The 19,537-nt window shown below is 66.7% G+C and carries 17 protein-coding genes and 1 tRNA gene; 9 read left to right on the top strand and 9 right to left on the bottom strand.

Annotated features, from left to right (window positions below; genetic code table 11):
- Positions 1–128 precede the first annotated feature (128 nt).
- Genes AB7P10_RS12725 through AB7P10_RS12735 form a run of 3 tightly spaced genes read left to right on the top strand, consistent with a single transcriptional unit; the run spans position 129 to position 2,682 of the window.
- On the top strand, positions 129–803 hold the full coding sequence (locus AB7P10_RS12725) for a response regulator transcription factor (RefSeq protein ID WP_428294225.1): 675 nt from the start codon (positions 129–131) through the stop codon (positions 801–803).
- Positions 800–2,227 (top strand): sensor histidine kinase, encoded by a 1,428-nt coding sequence (locus AB7P10_RS12730; RefSeq protein ID WP_428294226.1) that lies wholly within the window; start codon positions 800–802, stop codon positions 2,225–2,227. Before AB7P10_RS12725 ends, AB7P10_RS12730 begins: the two co-directional genes overlap by 4 nt.
- Entirely contained in the window at positions 2,224–2,682 is a 459-nt protein-coding gene (locus AB7P10_RS12735) for an RNA-binding S4 domain-containing protein (RefSeq protein WP_428294227.1), read from the top strand. The genes AB7P10_RS12730 and AB7P10_RS12735 overlap by 4 nt, the downstream gene beginning before the upstream one ends.
- A 32-nt stretch (positions 2,683–2,714) precedes the next feature.
- On the opposite strand, the gene AB7P10_RS12740 is transcribed toward AB7P10_RS12735, so the two are convergent.
- The 8 genes from AB7P10_RS12740 to cysS form a co-directional block, all read right to left on the bottom strand.
- Positions 2,715–3,623, bottom strand: a complete 909-nt coding sequence (locus AB7P10_RS12740) for a DMT family transporter (protein WP_428294228.1) — start codon at positions 3,621–3,623, stop codon at positions 2,715–2,717.
- Between the two features lie 3 nt (positions 3,624–3,626).
- Entirely contained in the window at positions 3,627–5,381 is a 1,755-nt protein-coding gene (locus AB7P10_RS12745) for a tetratricopeptide repeat protein (RefSeq protein ID WP_428294229.1), read from the bottom strand.
- Positions 5,382–5,512: 131 nt separating this feature from the next.
- Positions 5,513–5,605 (bottom strand) — tRNA-Ser (locus AB7P10_RS12750).
- Between the two features lie 54 nt (positions 5,606–5,659).
- Positions 5,660–6,940, bottom strand: a complete 1,281-nt coding sequence (locus tag AB7P10_RS12755) for an aspartate kinase (RefSeq protein ID WP_428294230.1) — start codon at positions 6,938–6,940, stop codon at positions 5,660–5,662.
- Between the two features lie 89 nt (positions 6,941–7,029).
- Positions 7,030–8,007 (bottom strand): tRNA lysidine(34) synthetase TilS, encoded by a 978-nt coding sequence (tilS, locus tag AB7P10_RS12760; protein WP_428294231.1) that lies wholly within the window; start codon positions 8,005–8,007, stop codon positions 7,030–7,032.
- A 1-nt stretch (position 8,008) separates the two neighbouring features.
- A complete protein-coding gene (locus AB7P10_RS12765) occupies positions 8,009–8,995 on the bottom strand; it encodes an acetyl-CoA carboxylase carboxyltransferase subunit alpha (protein WP_428294232.1) in 987 nt (328 codons plus the stop codon).
- Between the two features lie 53 nt (positions 8,996–9,048).
- The gene (locus AB7P10_RS12770; protein ID WP_428294233.1) at positions 9,049–9,705 is read right to left on the bottom strand and encodes a DNA-3-methyladenine glycosylase family protein; all 657 of its coding nucleotides are present in this window, start codon (positions 9,703–9,705) and stop codon (positions 9,049–9,051) included.
- Positions 9,705–11,081, bottom strand: a complete 1,377-nt coding sequence (gene cysS / locus AB7P10_RS12775) for a cysteine--tRNA ligase (protein WP_428294234.1) — start codon at positions 11,079–11,081, stop codon at positions 9,705–9,707. Before cysS ends, AB7P10_RS12770 begins: the two co-directional genes overlap by 1 nt.
- A gap of 322 nt (positions 11,082–11,403) precedes the next feature.
- Here cysS and AB7P10_RS12780 point away from each other — a divergent pair, with 322 nt between their 5' ends.
- From AB7P10_RS12780 to AB7P10_RS12805, 6 genes are all read left to right on the top strand, one after another.
- Positions 11,404–12,369 (top strand): L,D-transpeptidase Cds6 family protein, encoded by a 966-nt coding sequence (locus AB7P10_RS12780; RefSeq protein ID WP_428294254.1) that lies wholly within the window; start codon positions 11,404–11,406, stop codon positions 12,367–12,369.
- A 113-nt stretch (positions 12,370–12,482) separates the two neighbouring features.
- Positions 12,483–13,850: a L,D-transpeptidase family protein gene (locus AB7P10_RS12785; protein WP_428294235.1), complete on the top strand. Its 1,368-nt coding sequence runs from the start codon at positions 12,483–12,485 to the stop codon at positions 13,848–13,850.
- Positions 13,850–14,554 carry a peptidylprolyl isomerase gene (locus AB7P10_RS12790; protein ID WP_428294236.1) on the top strand — a complete coding sequence of 235 codons (705 nt, stop codon included), beginning with the start codon at positions 13,850–13,852 and terminating at the stop codon, positions 14,552–14,554. The genes AB7P10_RS12785 and AB7P10_RS12790 overlap by 1 nt, the downstream gene beginning before the upstream one ends.
- A gap of 2 nt (positions 14,555–14,556) precedes the next feature.
- Positions 14,557–15,063 carry a peptidylprolyl isomerase gene (locus AB7P10_RS12795; RefSeq protein WP_428294237.1) on the top strand — a complete coding sequence of 169 codons (507 nt, stop codon included), beginning with the start codon at positions 14,557–14,559 and terminating at the stop codon, positions 15,061–15,063.
- Between the two features lie 25 nt (positions 15,064–15,088).
- Entirely contained in the window at positions 15,089–15,910 is an 822-nt protein-coding gene (locus AB7P10_RS12800) for a UDP-2,3-diacylglucosamine diphosphatase (RefSeq protein WP_428294238.1), read from the top strand.
- Between the two features lie 28 nt (positions 15,911–15,938).
- Positions 15,939–16,796 carry a zinc-dependent peptidase gene (locus tag AB7P10_RS12805; RefSeq protein ID WP_428294239.1) on the top strand — a complete coding sequence of 286 codons (858 nt, stop codon included), beginning with the start codon at positions 15,939–15,941 and terminating at the stop codon, positions 16,794–16,796.
- 15 nt (positions 16,797–16,811) lie between these two features.
- Here the strand turns inward: AB7P10_RS12805 and AB7P10_RS12810 are convergent, their stop codons facing one another.
- The gene (locus AB7P10_RS12810) at positions 16,812–19,499 is read right to left on the bottom strand and encodes a DUF349 domain-containing protein (RefSeq protein WP_428294240.1); all 2,688 of its coding nucleotides are present in this window, start codon (positions 19,497–19,499) and stop codon (positions 16,812–16,814) included.
- Positions 19,500–19,537: the final 38 nt, after the last annotated feature.

A 19,537-nucleotide genomic window follows, 5' to 3' on the forward strand; every position in this document is an offset into this window, starting at 1 on the left:
TCATGGTGGGTGGAGGGAGTGGCCATGCTCTGTGCAGGGGCTGTCAGTTGGCTGTCCGCGCGATCCGGACAAACCCTGACCCCCGGCCCACACCACCCCGGGCGCGCCGCGTGCCGATAATCGGGCCCATGAAGTTGCTGCTGATCGAAGACAACGCCGCGATGCAGACCACCTTGCGGCGCAGTTTCGAGCGGCGCGGCATGCAGGTGCTGGGTTGTGAGGACGGCGCGCGCGCACTGGCGCTGTGGCAGGCCAGCCTGCCCGACGCGGTGCTGCTCGACCTCAGCCTGCCGGGCGTGGACGGGCTCGACGTGCTGAGCCAGGCGCGCGCGGCCGGCCTGACCACGCCGGTCATCGTGCTCACCGCGCGCGGCACCGTGGGCGATCGCATCCTGGGCCTGAACACCGGCGCCGACGACTACATGCCCAAGCCTTTCGACCTGGACGAGCTCGAGGCACGCGTGCGCGCGCTGGTGCGCCGCTCGGGCCAGGCCGACCCGGGCGCGCGCGCGCCCACGTGGTGCGGCATGCACGTGGAAAGGGACAGCGGCGCGGTCTACTTTGGCGGTGCACCGATGGAACTCGCGCCACGCGAGCTCGCGCTGCTGCAAGCCCTGCTGGGCAAACCAGGCCACGCCATCGCCAAGGAGCGCCTGTTCGAGCTGGTGTTTCCCGGCGAGAGCCAGGTGCAGCCCGAGGCCATCGAGGTCGTGGCCTACCGCCTGCGCAAGAAGATCGCCCACACCGGCGCGCAGCTGGTCACCCTGCGCGGCCTGGGCTATCTGCTCAAGGCCTCCCCATGAAGCGACCCGTCTCGCTGCGCCGCACCCTGCTGCTGGGCATCCTGCTGCCGGTGTTCGGTTTTGTCCTCGTCAACACCGTGGTGCTGTACCGCCAGGCGCTTGCGGCGGCCGACACCGCCTACGACCGCACCCTGCTGGCCACCGCGAAGTCCCTGGGCGAACAACTGCGCGTGACCGGCTCGGGTGACGACCTGCGCATCGAGTCCACGCTGCTGTATTCGGCGCTGGAGGCGTTCGAGGCCGACAACCGCAGCCGCATCTTCTACCGCGTCAGTGGGCTCAAGGGCGAGATGGTTTCGGGCTTCGACGACATGCCCGCTTCGCGCCGCGACATCCCTCAGAAAAACCTCTACGCCGCGCTGGTCAATTTCTACGACGACGAGTACCGCGGCGTGCCGGTTCGCATGGCGGTGCTGCTGCAACCGGTCTCGGGCGTCTATGAACAAGGGATGGCCACGATCCAGGTGGCCGAAACGCTCGAGCTGCGCCAGACGCTGGCACGGCAGATCCTCACCGACACGCTGCTGCGACAGGCCGCGCTGGTGATCGTCATCGCACTGGTGGTGGTGTTCGTGGTGCAACGCGCCACGCGACCGGTGCGGGCGCTGAGCCACGCGCTGAGCCAGCGCAGCGAGAACGACCTGTCGCCGCTGCCCACCGAGGGCGCACCACGCGAGTTGCTGCCCTTGCTCGACGCCACCAACCAGCACATGCAGCGCCTGTCGCACCTGCTGGAACACCAGAAGCGCTTCGTGCGCGACACCTCGCACCAGCTGCGCACGCCGCTGGCGGTGCTCAAGACGCAAGTGCAGTCGGCGCGGCGCGGGGACGCGCCGCCCGCGCAAGCGCTGGAGGAGATCGGCCACACCGTGGATCGCGCCACCGAACTCGCCAACCAGATGCTGGCCCTGGCCAAGGTGGAACAGTTGCGGCAGGACCGTGGCGCGCCTGTGCTCGACTGGTCCGACGTGGTGCGCGCGGTCGCGCTCGACCTCTCGGCCCTCATGGCCGCGCGCTCGCTGGATTTCTCCATCGATACCCAGCGCGCACCGGTGCAGGCGCACGAATGGGCGCTGCGCGAACTCAGCCGCAACCTGCTGCACAACGCGATCAAGCACACGCCAGAGGGCTCAGCGCTCTCCGTGGTGCTGGTGGCGGACCGCGACACAGCGGCGCTCACCATCCGCGACGAAGGCCCCGGCATCTCCGCCGCGCTGCGCGAGCGCCTGTTCCAGCCCTTTGCCACCGAACCGGGCCAGGCGCCCGGCATCTCCGGGTCAGGCCTGGGACTGGCGATCTGTCACGAGATCGTGCAATCGCTACAGGGCAACATCGACCTCGACAACCGCGTCGAACACGGCCAGGTGCGGGGGCTGTACGCCACCGTGCGGCTGCCACTGGCCACGCCTTTCACCGCTCCATGAAAAACACACCCGTCCCCCAGGGCAACGACAAGGTCCGCCTCGACAAGTGGCTCTGGGCCGCGCGCTTCTACAAAACCCGCGGCCTGAGCACGGAGGCCATCGACAAGGGCCACGTGCGCCTCAACGGCCTGCCGGTGAAGCCCGCGCGCGAGGTGAAGCCGGGCGACACGCTGGAACTGCGCATGGCGCAGCAGCCTCCGCGCACCGTGGTCGTGCGGGCCTTGAGCGGCGTGCGCGGCCCCGCGCAGGTTGCCGCCCTGCTGTACGAGGAAACCGAAGCCTCGCTGAAGCAGCGGCGCGAAGCCACCGAACAGCGTCGTCTGGCACCGGAGCCCGCGCACAGCCAGCCCATGGGCCGCCCGACCAAGCGGGACCGCCGCCACATCGAAGATTTGCGCAACACGGCACCGCGAGGCGACTGGAACGACCGCTGGAGCGCTTCACTCGACGAGTAAGCTCGTCACGCTGGCTCCTCACGTACCGTTGTTCAGCCCTTGCGCAGCCCCAGCCACATCACCGTGGCCACCACGACCAGGCCACCAGCCACCTGCACCGGTGCAATGGTCTGACCGAGGATCGCCCAGGCCAGCACCAGCGCAAAGATCGGCTCGATGTTCATGATGGCCGAATTGCCCACCACGCCCAGCTTGGGCAGCACGGTGAACATGATGGTGAAGGCCGTGCCGTAGAGAAAGGTCAGACCCAGCAGGCCCCACCAGCCGATGGGTGCGGTGGGCATGGCCAGCCCACCCTGCGCGGCCGCCCCGGCCAGGGCCATCACGCAGACGATGGCCATGGTGGTCGCGGTGCGCAGCCGGCCGTCGAGTTCGCCCGTTTCATGCTGGGTCAGCACCAGGGCCAGGCCGAACGTGGCCGCCGCCGCCAGCGCGAATGCCACCCCCACGCCGATCTTTGCCCAGTGGCCCGACGCCCCCAGTCCCGATGCGGCACCGAACACATCCAGTGCGAGCGCCAGGCCGAGCAACATCACCGGCATGGCACGCAGCACGCGCGGCTGCGGGCGCTGCGCGTACACAATGCGCGCCCACAGCGCTGTCCACAGGGGATAGGTGTTGAAAGCCAGCAGCGCCAGCGCCACCGGCAGGCGCGCAACAGACGCATACAGACACAAACTCTGAATGCCTACCAGCAAGCCGATGGCGGGCAATGCCTTGCGGTGCCGCGCCTGCAGCGCCACCGGAACGCGGTAGACAATCAGGATGCCCGCGACCACCAGCGCCGTGACGCCACTGCGAAAGGCGACCGCAGTGGCCACGCTCACCCCATGGTCGAACGCCAGACGCGCCGCCACGTGGTTGGCCCCCATCATGAAGGCGATCAGCAGCAGGGTGGCGAACGCGGCGCGACTGATGCCCGCAGCAGATGTGGATGTCATGCCTCAGCGCAACTGCTGGCCGAACAAGTAGGTCATGTTGACCCGCCGGGCTTCGTAGCGGTCCACGAAACGGATGGTATCGGTCTCGTGGAACAGGGCCGAGTTGAACAACACGGCGCGATTGCAACGGTGCGGGACGGTCACGCAACCGGCGTCATGGCGCTTGAGGAAGTCGTATATCAACGTGCTGTCCGCGTTGTACTGCTCGAAGCTCCAGTCGACAGGCGCGGGAACGTCGTACACCTTGAGCCCACCGCTCTCGGGGTCCAGATTGTGTTCGTTCGGCGCGATCCAGAAGTTCAGGTTCACCTTGGCGAAGTCCGCGTGTACGTTGATGCCGCGCGTCACGGCCGGCTCGTACTTGAAACCCCAGAGCTGCGTGAGCACGTAGTCCTTGAACACATGCGGCATGCGCTGCTTGAGTTCGCGCGCGAGTTGCAGATGAACAGGGCTGTTGAAGCCGCGGTTGGCAAATGCCCCAAGGTAGCTATTGGCGTACTCGCCGTGCCACACGCGCGAGGCATGCGCAAAAGTCTGGAAGGCCTGCAGCGCAGACTCGGTCAGGAAATTGTCGATCGTCAGAATCTCCGGCGTACCGGCCAGGTACTCGGCTTCCAGTGCAACCCAGTCGTTGTCCGGATTGAGCACGTTCGACAACGATGACGGCATGGCGTGGATCCAGGGCGTGCAGAGGAACTCCTGCATGCAAGCCAGCTCGGCGGGTGACGCACGAACCACGCCGGCTGCGGCCTGGCTCGACACCTGCAGCAGCAATGCAGCAGCGGTCTCAAGAAAGGTCCGCAGTCCGGGCACGTCGTGGTCATTCTGCTGCAGCCAGGCCGCCTGCTGCACATCGTGCTTGAGTCTGAAGGCGCTCAATGACAGGCCGGTTCGCCGCAGCGCGGGTGTCTGGAAGGTGGCACGCAGGTAGGCGGCCAGACTGTTGCGTCCGGCATCGATCACGCGCGGCGTATCGGCCACTCGGTCGCTGAGCAGGGTGGCCGCGAGGTTGGTGTGTGCCGACACGAGGCCAGGGTCAAGGTCAAGGGCCTTTTCGAAACTCGCAACGGCCAAAGCAGTGCGGTCCAGCATCTTGAGTGCACTGCCATGCTCCACCCAGGCTTGGGCGTGTCGCGGGTGGATCTGCGTCGCACGCTCGGCGCGGGCCAGCGCCTCGTCATACCGTCCCAGTTCATTGAGCGCACTGGCGAGGTTGCTCAGCACCACGGGGTTGTCGGGCGCTCCAGCCAATGCCTGCTCGTAGCTGGCCACTGCATCGCCCTGCCTCCCCATCTTCTGCAACACACTGCCCCTGTTGCTGAGCAGGGCGGTGTGCCTGGGATGGCTTTTCAGGGCCCGTTCAAGACAGTCCAGTGCCTGGGGCCATTGCATAAGCTTCTTGTGCAACAGCCCCAGGTTGACCGCGACATCGGGGTCGTCAGGCTGCAACATCAGAGCCTGACCATAGGCGGACAGCGCTTCTTCGTCGCGACCCAGCTGCTGCAGGGTGAACGCCAGGTTGTTGTATGCGTCTGCACTTTGCGGATTGGCCTGCGCGGCCCCACCAAAATGTGCGGCGGCACGATCGATATGGCCTGCCTGCGACTCCAGCAGCCCAAGGTGATAGAGCACCGCGAAGTCTCCCGGCAACTGCCGCAACACGCTTTCATACAAAGTGCGAGCGTTGTCCAGCAGGCCTTGCGAGTGGAAATGCACCGCCAATTGCATCTGGTCGGCGGGCGCGAGAGAAGCATTCATCGCAACAGTCCTTGACGGTCGTAGCAGCGCCGGACGGCCTCGTTCACGGGCACGAAAAAGCCCCACGGCCAAAGGCGATGGGGCTGGAATTCCGCAAGCCCGCGCAGGGCGCCTTGCAATCACAATCAATCTGGCGGAGCGAGAGGGATTCGAACCCTCGATGAGGCTCTACACCCCATACTCCCTTAGCAGGGGAGCACCTTCGGCCACTCGGTCATCGCTCCGGAAGCTGCTTATTATGCCTCAACTCACCCGGCTCTTCGCCTCTGGAGACCGGCTCAGCGGGTGAGCGTGTCGGCGGTCTGGTCGAGGTCGAATTCGCGGTGCAGCGCGCGCACCGCGAGTTCCATGTACTTCTCGTCGATCACCACCGAGGTCTTGATCTCGGACGTGGAAATCATCTGGATGTTGATGCCCTCGACGCTCAGGCACTTGAACATGCGGCTGGCCACACCGACGTGGCTGCGCATGCCGATACCCACGATGCTGACCTTGCAGATGCGGGTATCGCCCACCACTTCAGCCGCACCCAGCGCGGGCACGACCTTGGCCTTGAGCAGGTCCAGCGTCTTCTGGTAGTCGTTGCGGTGAACCGTGAAGCTGAAGTCGGTCAACCCGCCCTTGCTCAGGTTCTGGATGATCACGTCGACCTCGATGTTGGCGTCGGCCACCGCACCCAGGATCTGGTATGCGATACCGGGAGTGTCGGGGACGCCGAGCACCGAGATCTTGGCCTCGTCGCGGTTGAAGGCAATGCCGGAAACGACGGCTTGTTCCATGTCTTCGTCTTCCTCAAAAGTGATCAGGGTGCCGGAAGCGGCTTCTTCAGTCAGGTCGATGTCCCAGGGCGTGAAGCTGGAGAGCACGCGCAAGGGCACCTTGTACTTGCCGGCGAATTCCACCGAACGGATCTGCAGCACCTTGCTGCCCATGCTGGCCATCTCGAGCATTTCCTCGAAGCTCACGCGCTCCAGGCGGCGCGCCTCAGGCACCACGCGCGGGTCGGTGGTGTAGACGCCGTCCACATCGGTGTAGATCAGGCACTCAGCGGCCTTGAGCGCGGCGGCCACGGCCACGGCCGATGTATCGCTGCCACCACGACCGAGCGTGGTGATGTGGCCATCGGGATCGATGCCCTGAAAACCGGTGACGATGACCACCTTGCCAGCGGCGAGTTCGGCCCGCACGCGCACGTCATCGATCGACTCGATGCGGGCCTTGGTGAAGGCGCTGTTGGTCTTGATCGGCACCTGCCAGCCGGCAAAGCTCACCGAGCCGATGCCCTCTGCCTGCAGCGCAATCGCCAGCAGCGCCGACGAGGCCTGTTCGCCGGTGGCGGCCAGCATGTCGAGTTCGCGGTTGTAGGCGTTGTCGGTCTTGCCCGGCGCCAGCTCTTTGGCCAGGCCGAGCAGGCGGTTGGTCTCACCGCTCATGGCGCTGGGCACCACCACGAGCTGGTGGCCAGCCCGGTGCCACTTGGCCACACGCTTGGCCACGTTGCGGATGCGCTCGGTCGACCCCATGGAGGTGCCGCCGTACTTGTGAACTATCAAAGCCATCGGGAGGGTCAGGATTGGGTTGGTTGCCACCGCGCGAAGGATTCGCGGTGCATGCCCAGGATGATGGTCACCCGCAGGGCAACCTGAGATTATATCGACGCCTCATAGCACAAATGATCGCCTTCGCGGGTGACAAGCCCCGCGGCCACCTTGATGCGGATGCGATGGCCGCGCGTGGTGCAGGCCGCGACCTGGTCAAGCAATTCATCCAGTTGCGCGGCACTCGCCGCCACCCCTTCACCGTGGCGAAGCCAGTGGCGCAGGGCATTGGCCTGCCGATCGCGCGCGAGCCGTTGCAGCGACGCGATGGCTGGCGGCATGCCGGTATCGGCCAGGTCCATCAGCGCCAGATCATCGAGAAGTCGATGCGCCTGGGCCGCGTGTTCGGCGCTGCGGGCCAGCATGTTTCTGAAACCCGGAAAACAGGCCTCCCACGCGGGCATCAGCTGCGCGCGTATGCGGTTGCGAGTGAAGCGCTGGTCGATATTGCTCGGGTCGTCCACGAAACCATGGCCTTGCGACAGCAGCCACGCGCGCAGATCACCAGCAGGCAGCGCCAGCAGCGGCCGCGCGAACGCCATGCTGTGGCGCTCGAAACGCGCCGCCATCGCGCTCAGCCCCGGCAGGCCCGCGCCGCGGCTGAGCGCGAGCAGCAAGGTCTCGGCCTGATCGTCGGCGTGTTGCCCCAGCAGCACGACGGCCGCGCCGACCGCGGTGGCCATGCGCGCCAGCGACGCATAACGCGCCTGGCGCGCCGCGTCTTCGGGGCTCTGTCCCGAGGCATGGCCTGCCTGCACGCGCTCCACCTGCAATGCGATGCCATGCGCGGCACAGAAGGCGCGGGCGTGGGATTCAAAGATGTTGGCTGCCGCCTGCAAACCGTGGTGCACGTGCAGCGCGACCACCTGGCCCGACCAGCGGCGGTGCGCGGCAAGCAGCAAGGCAGTGGAATCGGCGCCCGCGCTGTAAGCCACCGCCACGGTGGTGGCGTCGTCAAATCCGGCGGTCGCACACCACGCCGCCAACGCCTGATCACAGGGGTTGGCCGGCGCGTCGGAGGCGTTCACCTCAGCGCTTGTCCTTGCTGTCGGCCTTGGTATCGGTGAAGCGGCCGTAGCTGTTGAGGCGCGCGTAGCGGCGGTCCACCAATTCCTTGACTTTGAGGTCCGCCACCTGGCGCCAGGCGTCATTGAGGGCGCGCTTGAGGAAGGCCGCCATCTGCTTGTGATCGCGGTGCGCACCACCCACCGGCTCGTTGACGATCTTGTCGACCAGGCCCAGGGCCTTGAGGCGGTGGGCGGTGATGCCCAGGGCATCGGCTGCCTCGCTCGCGCGGTCGCTGGTTTTCCAGAGGATGGAGGCGCACCCTTCCGGGCTGATCACCGAATACACCGAGTACTGCAGCATCAGCACCTGGTCAGCCACGGCAATGGCCAGCGCGCCACCCGAACCGCCCTCGCCAATGATGGTGGAAATGATGGGAACTTCAAGCTGCGCCATCTCGAAGATGTTGCGGCCGATGGCTTCGGACTGGCCGCGCTCCTCCGCGTCGATACCGGGGTAAGCCCCGGGCGTGTCGACGAAGGTGAACACCGGCAGCCTGAACTTCTCGGCCAGCTTCATGAGACGCAGGGCCTTGCGGTAACCCTCAGGCTTGGTCATGCCGAAATTGCGCAGGCCTCGCTCCTTCGTGTCACGGCCCTTCTGCTGCCCCAGCACCATGCAGGGCTGGCCATTGAAGCGCGCCAGACCACCCACGATGCTCAGGTCGTCGGCGAAATGGCGATCACCATGCAGTTCGACGAAGTGCGTGAAGATCTCGCGCACGTAGTCCAGCGTATAGGGGCGATCCGCGTGGCGTGCGATCTTGGTGATCTGCCAGGGCGTGAGGCTGCTGTAGATGTCCTTGGTCAGTTGCAGGCTCTTGCCGGCCAGCTGTTCGATCTCTTCGGAGATGTCGACCGCGGATTCCGTCTGCACATAACGCAGTTCTTCGATCTTGGTTTCGAGCTCGGCAATCGGTTGCTCGAAATCGAGAAAGTTCTTTTTGGCCAAGGTGTGCTCCTTTGGTCTTGTTTGCACGACGTCCCGGTGAAAAACCGGTGCGCTCAGTAACTCACCGGCAGCGGGTCGAGCGACCGCCAAATATACCAAGTCGCCACGCTGCAGAAGGGTGCCCAGGTGGTCGCCACTTCGCGGATTTCGCTGCGACTGACGGGCTCACCTGAAAAGTAGGCCTGGCTGATGCCGTTCTGTAAACCAATGTCGTCCAGCGGTAGTACGTTGGGCCGCATGAGGTGGAAGATCAGGAACATCTCGGCCGTCCAGCGGCCGATGCCGCGAATGGCAACCAGCTCGGCAATGATGGCTTCGTCGTCCATGCCGGGCCAGTCATTGACACGGATGCGCCGATCGGCGAAATGCAGGGCCAGGTCCACCAGGTACTCGACCTTGCGCGCCGACAGGCCCGCTGCGCGCATGTCGTCGACCTTGAGCTTGAGCACCTGTGCCGGCACCATCTTTTTTGGCAACTGCTCGAAACGGTCCCACACCGACTGCGCGGCCTTCACCGAGATCTGCTGCCCGACGATGCTGCGCGCCAGCGTGACGAAGGCATCCCCGCGCGACTGCAGGCAACCGGCCCCGTACTGCGGGATGAGCTTCTTCATCACGCGGTCGCGCTTCATGAGGTGGCGACAGGCCTCGACCCAGTACTCGGGCGGCACGGGCGTGGGTGCAGGCTGCGCTGAGGATGTGGGGGCCATCAGCTGCGCTCCCAGGTGGTGCCCGTCGGGCTGTCCTTGAGGACAATGCCCTGTTCCTGCAATGCCTTGCGGATGCGGTCGGCTTCCGCGAAGTCTTTGGCCTGCTTGGCGGCGGTGCGCGCCGCGATCAACGTGGTGATCCTGAATTCATCGCTCTCGGAGCCTCCTTGCAGGAAACGCTGCGGATCGTCCTGCAGCAATCCCAAGGTCCCACCCAGTGCTTTCAACAACCCGGCAACGGCAGGCTCCCTGCCACGATTGACTTCACCGGCCAGTTCAAACAACACCGCCACTGCCTCGGGCGTCCCGAAATCCTCGTCCATGGCTGCACGAAAGCGCTGAGCGTGCGGCTGGTCCCAGTCGATCGAGGTCATGGGCGCGGGTGCTACCACCGACAGCGCGGTGTACAGGCGCTTGAGCGCGCCGCGCGCATCATCCAGATGCACGTCGCTGTAATTCAGCGGGCTGCGGTAGTGCGCGCGCAGGATGAAGAAGCGCACCGTCTCAGGGTCGTACTTGGCCAGCACCTCGCGGATGGTGAAGAAGTTGCCCAGGCTCTTGGACATCTTCTCGTTGTCCACCCGCACGAAGCCGTTGTGCACCCAGAAGCGCGCCAGCGGTTTGCCAGTGGCGCCTTCGCTCTGCGCGATTTCGTTTTCGTGGTGCGGGAACTGCAGGTCTGCGCCGCCGCCGTGGATGTCGAAGGTTTCGCCCAGCGTGCTGCAGCTCATGGCCGAGCACTCGATGTGCCAGCCCGGGCGGCCCGCCCCGTAGGCGCTGTCCCATTTCGCCTCGGCCGGTTCCTCCGGTTTGGCGGACTTCCACAGCACGAAGTCCAGCGGGTCATTCTTGTCGCTCGCTACGGCCACGCGCTCACCCGCGCGCAGGTCATCAAGTGATTTGCCCGAGAGCTTGCCGTAGCCGGAGAACTTGCGCACCGCGTAGTTCACGTCGCCGTTGTCGGCCTGGTAGGCCAGGCCTTTGCGGTGCAGGGCCTCAATCAGCGAGAGCATCTGCGGCACGTATTCGGTCGCTCGCGGCTCCAGGGTCGGGGGTTCGATGCGCAGTGCGCCGATGTCCTCGTGCATGGCGGCCGTCATCTCGTCGGTCAGCGCGCGCAGCGTGATGCCGCGTTCCAGCGCGCGCTTGATGATCTTGTCGTCGATGTCGGTGATGTTGCGCACATAGGTGACGCGATAGCCGCTGACCTTGAGCCATCGTTGCACGATGTCGAAGGCCATCATCATGCGCGCGTGGCCGATGTGGCACAGGTCGTAAATCGTCATGCCGCAGACGTACATGCGCACATGACCGGGCTCCAGGGGCTGGAACTCCTCCAGCCGGCGCGATAGCGTGTTGTAGATTTTCAGGGTCATGAAACAGCGGACACGAGGTTCAAGGCGGTTATCTGGGGCGGAAAACCGGTCTCGTCAGGCCGTGCATGACACCCTTCACACAGCAGGTCCTGCGGGTGTTCCATGCGGTCTGGCGCGGCCATCGGAACGGGACCCCTCAGATACAATCCGCCAGTATATCCAGCCCGGCGGCGCGCCCCAGCACGCCTTCGGTCATTCGATCAACGCACCACTGGCCCCATCCCCGTAGGATGCCCAGGCTCGCTTCCGAGGTCCCATGTCCCACCCCGTGAACCCACAGCCCGGCCACCAAGGCCTGCCGATTCCATCCTCGCGTCTGTCCATGCGCATGCGCCAGCTTGCGCTTGCAACCCTGGTCGCGCTCGGTCTGGGCACTTCTGCGGCCTGGGCGCAGGCGGACGATTACAGCGAAGTCAACCGGCTGGTGCGCGCGGGGCAACTCAACGAAGCCATGTACAAGGCCGACCAGTACCTGGCCGGCAAGCCACGCGACCCGCAGATGCGTTTCCTCAAGGGTGTGATCCAGACCGAGAGCGGCAAGACCGCGGACGCGATTGCCACCTTTGCCAAACTGACCGAGGACTACCCCGAGCTGCCTGAGCCCTACAACAACTTGGCCGTGCTGTACGCCGTTCAGAGTCAGTTCGACAAAGCGCGCGCCGCCCTCGAAATGGCCATCCGCACCAATCCGAGCTACGCGACCGCGCACGAAAACCTGGGCGATGTCTACGCGAAGCTGGCCAGTCAGGCCTACAGCAAGGCGCTGCAGCTCGACGCCGGCAATGCCGGCGTGGCCCCCAAGCTCAGCCTGATCCGCAACCTGTTTGCCGTCGGTGCACCCGCCGCGAACGGCGCCAGCACTGCGGCAGCGGCCACCACCCAGGCCGCCAGCGCGCCCCGTCCCGCCCCGGCGTCAGCTCCAGTTCCAGCCCCCTCCGCGAGCGGCGATGCGCAGCGCGAGGTTGAGGCGGCGATCATGGCGTGGGCCAATGCGTGGTCGTCCAGGAACATGGCCAGCTACCTGGGCGCCTATGGACCGGATTTCGCTCCACCGGGCGGACAGGCCCGCGGCGCCTGGGAGGCCGAGCGCCGCGCGCGCATCGAGCCACGCTCGCGCATCGGCGTCGAGGTCAGCGACCTCAGCATCACGGTCAACGCCGACCGCGCTACCGCGCGCTTCCGCCAGGACTACACCTCAGACAACCTGGACGTCACCAGCCGCAAGACACTGGAAATGGTGAAGAGCGGCAACCGCTGGCTCATCGTGCGGGAATCCACGGGCTCCTGATGCTCAATCGGCGGTTTTCGCAGCGAGGCCATGCCAGCCTCTCAACCGAGCTGCCGGGTGCAACACCCGGCGGAAGCTGGCAAACGCTTAGGACGCGTGGCGCGCTCGTGGCCATGGCCGCCGCAGGCGCGCTGTGGCTGGTGGTCGCCGTTGTTCGCGCGCCCATTGCGTCGAACCCGTCGGCGGATCCATCGGTTCAAACCGGTGGCTCCCTGCCCTCCCTGATCGACAGCGCGCTGGCCAAGGCCCATGACCGCGCGCCTGGATCGGCCGACGTGACGACCTCGGGCCTCAAGGCGGTGAGCCTGACCGACGAATATCTGAAGCAGACCGCGCCCCGGATCGGCCAAGCCGAGGCCCGCCTGATCGGCATCTACCAGCTCATCAGCCAGGCACGCCACCGGGAGGCGCTGGCGCAGACCGAACAGCTGGTGCGCGATCATCCGAACTTCCAGTTGGCCCATCTGGTGCACGGTGACCTGCTCAGTCTGCAAGCCCACCCGGTGCGCCAGCTCGGCGACGTGCCCGACACCAAGGCCCTTGCTGCGTCGGCGCAGCTCACGGCCTTGCGCGAGGAATCGCGTCGGCGGCTGCGAGCCCTGACCGAACGCCCCCCGGAAGGGAGCGTGCCCACGCAGTTCCTCACACTGTCGCCGCAGAGCCGCCACGCGATCGCCATCGACGCCTCACGCTCGCGGCTGTACCTGTTCGAGAACCTGAATGCGGCGGGTGGAGCCGGCGACGCCGACCGGGTGCCCCGACTCAAGCTGCTGGGGGATTTCTACATCTCGGTGGGGCTGCAGGGCATCGAGAAGAACGTCGAGGGCGACAAGCGCACGCCGCTGGGGGTTTACTACATCACCAGCAACCTCAACCCCGCCGATCTGCCCGATCTTTACGGGGTGGGCGCACTGCCCATCAACTACCCGAACCCGCTTGATGTGCAGCGAGGCAAGACCGGCGGCGGCATCTGGCTGCACGGCACGCCCAGCGACCAGTTCGTGCGCGCGCCGCAGGCCTCGGACGGCTGCGTGGTGCTGGCCAATCCGGACCTCGAACGCCTGCTGGCGACGGTGCGCATCCGCACCACCCCGGTGGTCATTGCACCATCGCTGCAATGGGTGCAACCCGGTGCACTGGCACGCGAACGGGAGCAGTTCGAAGCGGTGCTTGATGCCTGGCGCCGCGCGCGCGGCGATGGCAACCTGGCCGAACTCAAGGGCTTCTACTCCGAGCGCTTCACCAGCCAGGGCCGCGATCTGGCGCAGTGGTGGCCACGTGTCGAAGGTGAACTGCGCAACAGCAAGGCGCGTGAATTGCAGCTCAAGGACCTGTCCGTGCTGCATTGGCGCGACCGGGAAGACACCATGGTCGTCACCTTCGGCGAGGTGCCTGCGGGCCGCAACCGCGGTGTGACCAAGCGCCAGTATTGGGTGCGAGAGCAAGATCGCTGGTCCATATTTTTTGAAGGAACCATCTGATGGCCTCTGCGCAACTTCTCACGACGCGCCGCCGGGTGTCGGCCGCCTTCGCCGCACTGCTGTCGGCTGCCGCGCTGTTGCCCCACGTGGCTGGCGCGCAGAGCGCACATCCCCGCGTGAAGCTCGCCACATCGATGGGCGACATCGTGATCGAGCTCTACCCCGACAAGGCGCCGAAAACGGTGGAAAACTTCCTCCAGTACGTGCGCGACAAACACTACGACGGCACCGTGTTCCACCGCGTGATCAGCAACTTCATGGTCCAGGGTGGCGGCTTCGACGGAAGCTACAAGCAAAAGGCCACACGCCCACCCGTGGCCCACGAAGGCCAGGCCGCCATCGCGCTCGGTGGCCCGCGCAACGTGGTAGGCACCGTGGCGATGGCGCGCACCAACGACCCCCACTCGGCTTCGTCCCAGTTCTTCATCAACGTCAAGGACAACGCCTTCCTCGACCCCACGCCCATCCCGCCGGGTGACCCGGTGCCCCAGTTCGAATACAAGGGCAAGGTCTACAAGGACGTGCCGCGTGCCAGCCTGCTCAATGCCGGCGAGCTCTATGGCTATACCGTCTTCGGCAAGGTGGTCGCCGGCATGGACGTGGTCAACAAGATCAAGGACACGCCGACCGGCGCCGGCGGCCCGTTCCCGACCGACGTGCCGAAAACCCCCATCACCATCCTCAAAGCCACCCTGGAGAAATGAACATGGCCAACCCGAAAGTGGAACTGCACATCGCCGGTCACGGCGTGATCACGCTGGAGCTCGACGCCGAGAAAGCACCGCTGTCCACCACCAACTTCCTCGCCTACGTCAGCAAAGGCCATTACGACAACACCGTGTTCCACCGCGTCATTCCCGGCTTCATGGTCCAGGGCGGTGGATTCGAGCCCGGCATGACGCAGAAACCCACCGACGCGCCCATTGCCAACGAAGCCAACAACGGCCTGAAGAATGACACATACACAGTGGCCATGGCGCGCACCAGCGACCCGCACTCGGCCACCGCGCAGTTCTTCATCAATGTGGCAAACAACGGCTTCCTCAACCACACCGCGCCCAGCGCACAGGGCTGGGGCTATGCGGTCTTTGGCAAAGTGGTCTCGGGTGCCGAAATTGTCAAGAAGATCGAAGGCCTGCCCACCGGCCGCAAGGGCTTTCACGACGACGTTCCCAAGGACGACGTCGTGATTGAAAAAGCCGTCGCGCTCTGAGTGCCGGGCCGCGCGCCCTGCCCCGATGTCTGCCCACCCAGTCGACCGCTTCGCCGAATGCATCGCCCCCGCGAGCTGGCAAGCGGTCGATGTCATTTCCGACCTGCACCTGCAGGCCAGCGAGCCTGACACCTTCGAAGCCTGGGCGCGTTACCTGCGGGAACCGGCGCCCCGCGCGGCCGATGCCCTGATCATCCTGGGCGACCTGTTCGAAGTCTGGGTGGGCGATGACGTGCTCAACCCCACTGGGGTAAGGCCCTCCGCTGAGCACGCGTTCTGGCGCACCTGCGCCGACTTGCTGCACGCCTTCAGCGAGCACACGCCGGTGTACTTCCTGCACGGCAACCGCGATTTCCTGCTCGGCGCCGCCGCCCTGCGGGCCTGCGGCATGCACGGGCTGAGCGACCCGACGGTTCTGGTCTTCCAGGGCGAGCGCTGGTTGCTCAGCCACGGCGACGAGCTGTGCCTGGCCGACGTCGACTACCTGCGCTTTCGTGCGCAAGTGCGCTCATCGGCGTGGCAGCGAGACTTCCTTGCTCAACCGCTGGCCCGGCGCGAAGCCATTGCGCGCGAGCTGCGTGCGCAAAGCGAGGCGCGCAAGCGCAGCGCGGGCCCCGACCCCAGCCTCTGGGCCGACGTGGATGCCGAGGCCGCGCGCAACTGGCTGCGGCGCGCAGATGCACGCACATTGATCCATGGTCACACGCACCGTCCGACCGAGCATCCCCTTGGCGACGGGCTGCGGCGTGTGGTGCTGAGTGACTGGGATGTGGGCGCAACGCCACCGCGAGCCGAGGTGCTGAGGCTGGACGCGCAGGGCGCGCACCGCGTGCCGCTCTGCCCCTGACGCCGCCCGTGCGGCCCCGCCCTGCTCCATGTTCGACCTGATCCAGCGCTGGCTTCCCCGCCCCCTGCGTCGGCCCACCCCCATCCCGGACGCGCTCTGGCAGCGCACGCTGGCGGGCCACCCTTTTCTGGCTGCCCTCGCGGATGTCGAGCAGCAGCGTCTGCGGCTGCTGTGCGCGCACTTCCTGCTGGATAAGGAGTTCCACGGCGCCAACGGGCTGACGGTCACGGACGACATGGCACTCGCCATCGCCGCACAGGCCTGTCTGCCCTTGCTGCACATGCGCGCAGCGTCGGGCGAACCGGTGCGCGACCCACTCAGGCTGCTGGACTGGTACGGCGATTTCGTCGGCATCGTGGTGCATCCCGGTGCGGTGGTGGCGCGGCGCAAGACCACCGACGGCGCGGGCGTGGTGCACCACTATGACGAAGTGCTGGCAGGGGAAGCCATGGACCGTGGCCCACTCATGCTCAGCTGGGAAGACGTCGCCAACGCGGGAGAGCGCGCGCAGCGTGGTCACAACGTGGTGATCCACGAGTTCGTGCACAAGCTCGACATGCACGGCAGGTCGATCGGCGATGCACCCGCCGGCGCGCCACCACTGCCGCGCGATTTCATGGGCGTGGGCGATGCAGGCGAAGCCCGCGCAGTGTGGCGCAAGACCATGCAGGCGAGCTACGACCGCTTTTGCGAGGCGGTCGCCATGGCCGAGCGCTTTGGTGGCGAAGTGCCCTGGCTCGACGACTACGCCACCAAGGACGCGGCCGAGTTCTTCGCCGTGACCTGCGAGGCTTATTTCGTCAACCGCGGGCGGTTCGCTTCCGAGTTCCCGGAATTGATGCCGCTGTACGACGGCTTCTTTGATCCGGATTGCGCGCGGCACTAAGGCCACCGCGTCAGCTCAGCGCTTGAGCAGCACCTTCAGCACGTTCTGCAGGCGGCGTTCGGCCGCCGCGTCGTGGCCGGAAGCCAGCACGGCGGCGACATCCTCCACCCAGGTCTCGGCCGGGGCAGCGGCGTGGCGGCGCGTGAGCAACTGCAGTTGCAACATGCGGCGCTCGCTCAGGTGCTCGGCCGGCGTGGGCACGTCGGCCGCCATTTCGAGCCGCAACAGGGTCTCAGCCGACAAGGGTGCGGCGGCGCGGGACAGGGCCGTCGACCACGCCGCGCGGTTGCCCGCATTCACACGCGATCCCAGCGCCTGGGCGCTCGGCAACTGCCCGGCATCGCGCTGTTGCCATGCGGTCATCAGTTGCGTGATCACCTCGCCGTGCGCCTGCGCCGCCAGCTTGCGCAGGCTGGCCTGCGCGGCTTCGATGGCCTGGCGTTGCGCGCGAAACGCGGCGTCAGCCAGCCGGGGACCGCGCGGTTCGCGCTCCTCGCGCCAGGGTGCGGCGCCCGGGCTGCGGGCATCGCGTCCACCGCGCACGCCCCCCCCGGCGTCGCGCCGGCCCTCCGGGCGATCACCCCGACGGCCATCGCGGCCCGCGGGCTCGGCCTTCTTCATGCCGGGGCGGTCGTCGCCCCGAACGGCCACCACTTTCTTGGGCGCCGCAGTGGGCGGCGTGGGCCTGACCGGCGCGGTCGTGTCGTTGCCCTCATCCCCGGCGGGCGCGCCGGTTGTGGCCGACCCGGATGCCGATGCCGCCGAATCGCCAGAGGGCGCAGCGGCCTGCGCCTGACCGGCCAAAGCCTGCTCGAGTTCATTCATGGCCGTTCGGATGCGCTGCGCGTCACCGCTGGCGCTGGCCGATTCCAGCGCGCGCGATGCGTCGAGCACACGCTGGTCATGCGCACTCAATGCGCTGGCCGCCTTCTCACGCTCGGAGCTCTTGCGCGCAAAGGCCTCATCGATGGGCTGGCGGAATGCCTCCCACAACCTCTGCTCGTGCTTGCGCTCCAGCGGCACCGCGTGCGCCTCGGCCTGCCAGCGCTGCTGCAGCGCCTTGACCGCGTCGATGCGCAGCGTGGGAGCCGTACCCAGCGCCGCGGCCTCTTCTATCAATGCCTTGCGCCGCGCGGTGCTCTCGGCCTGCGCCTGTTCGAGCCGCTCGTGCGCCTTGTGCATCGCCTCCTTCCAGACCGGCTGGATCTCGGCAAAGGCCTTTTCGCTCAGGTGCCCGGCTTCGCGCCAGCGCTCCGAGAACGCATGCAATTCGCGCACCTGTGCCTTCCAGTCGGTGCTCTCGGCATGGGCCTGTGTCCAGGCCCTGAGTTCTTCGATGATCGCTGCGCGCTGCGCCTTGTGCGCCTCGCTCTGCTGGCGCACCTGCACCAGCCAGACCTCGACCACCTTGTGGGCTTCGGTGCACGCCTCGTCAAAGCGCTTCCACAGCGCGTGGTTGGGTTGCCCGCCCTGGTCGGTGGTTTTCCATTGGTCGCGCAGGCTGCGCAAGGTCTCCTGCATCTTGCGCCCGCCCAGGCGTTGCCCCTCGGGCGCCTGCAGCAGGGCTTCCGCCTTGGCCACGAGTTCCTCGCGCAACTGGTCGGCGCGCCAGCGCTGCCAGCCCTCGAGCTCACCGGCCTGCCCCAGCGCAGCCTGGGCGCGCGCGTCGAGGGCCGGAGGAACCAGGCGGCCATGGCTCTTGAGCAGCGCGCGCACGTCGGCCGCGGCCTTGGGCGTGGCCTTTCCATGTCCTTCGGTCAATTCGCGTTCCAGGACCCCCAGGGCCTGCTCGAGTTCAGTGGCCACCCGGACACGCTTTTCCTGCTGTGCCTTGGCGTCCTGCGGCGTTTTCTCGGCGGGAGCCGCCACATCCATGCCGCGCGCGGCACGCAGCTCGTCGGCCCACACCGGCACGGCGGGCAGTGGCGCCTGCGGGCTGGCATCGGCCGCGACCGCCTGGGCCAGCGCGGCTTCAAATGCCTCCCACACGAGCTGCAGTTGCTGGCGCGAGGCGTCCAGCATCGGCGGAAACTTCGCGTCCACGCTCGGCCACTGCAGATCCTTTGGCAAGGCGTGGGCTTGCTGCTGCCACTGGTCCACGTCCGCACGCAGCGTATCGGCCATTTGCTGCGCATCGCGCCAGGGTTTGGTGGACAGCACCTCGATGCGCTGCGCGATCAGCACAGCCGCCTCGCGCTCGACCTGCACGCGGTGCTGAAGATCTTCAATGGCCTTGACGCGTTCGGCCAGCGACTGGCGCAATGCCGTCAGCGGTTCGCGCGACAGCGGCGCGCCGGCCCGGGCCGCGTCGCGTTGCCATGCCAGTGCGTCGGCCAGATTCAAGCGCGGCTGCTCGATCAGTGCCTGCGCCTTTTGCGCCCATTCCGCCGACATCTGCTCCTGCGACTTCTGGCGCTTGAGTTCGTCGAGTTTCTCCTTCAGCGGCTTGGCCGCGCCGCGGTCGCGGTGCGAGAGCTCCTTGAACACCTCGTTCATCTGCTCCAGCGCGGGCCCGGACGCCAGCCAGTCGCGAATGCGGGCGGCACGTTCGCCGGAGGTGGGGGCGGAAAACGCGCCACCCGTCAGGGCGTCCAGTGGGTGGGCGGCGTTCGGGCCGGCCGGCTTCGGGGAAGTGGGCGTGTTCACGGCGGGTTCGGAGACGTTGGACGCAAGTGGGGCTTTGCGCGGGGAAAACAGCGACATGGAGGAGATGGTTTGATCGGATCAGCGGCCGGCACCAC

The sequence above is a fragment of the Hydrogenophaga sp. genome, assembly GCF_050182545.1.
Taxonomy (GTDB): domain Bacteria; phylum Pseudomonadota; class Gammaproteobacteria; order Burkholderiales; family Burkholderiaceae_C; genus Hydrogenophaga.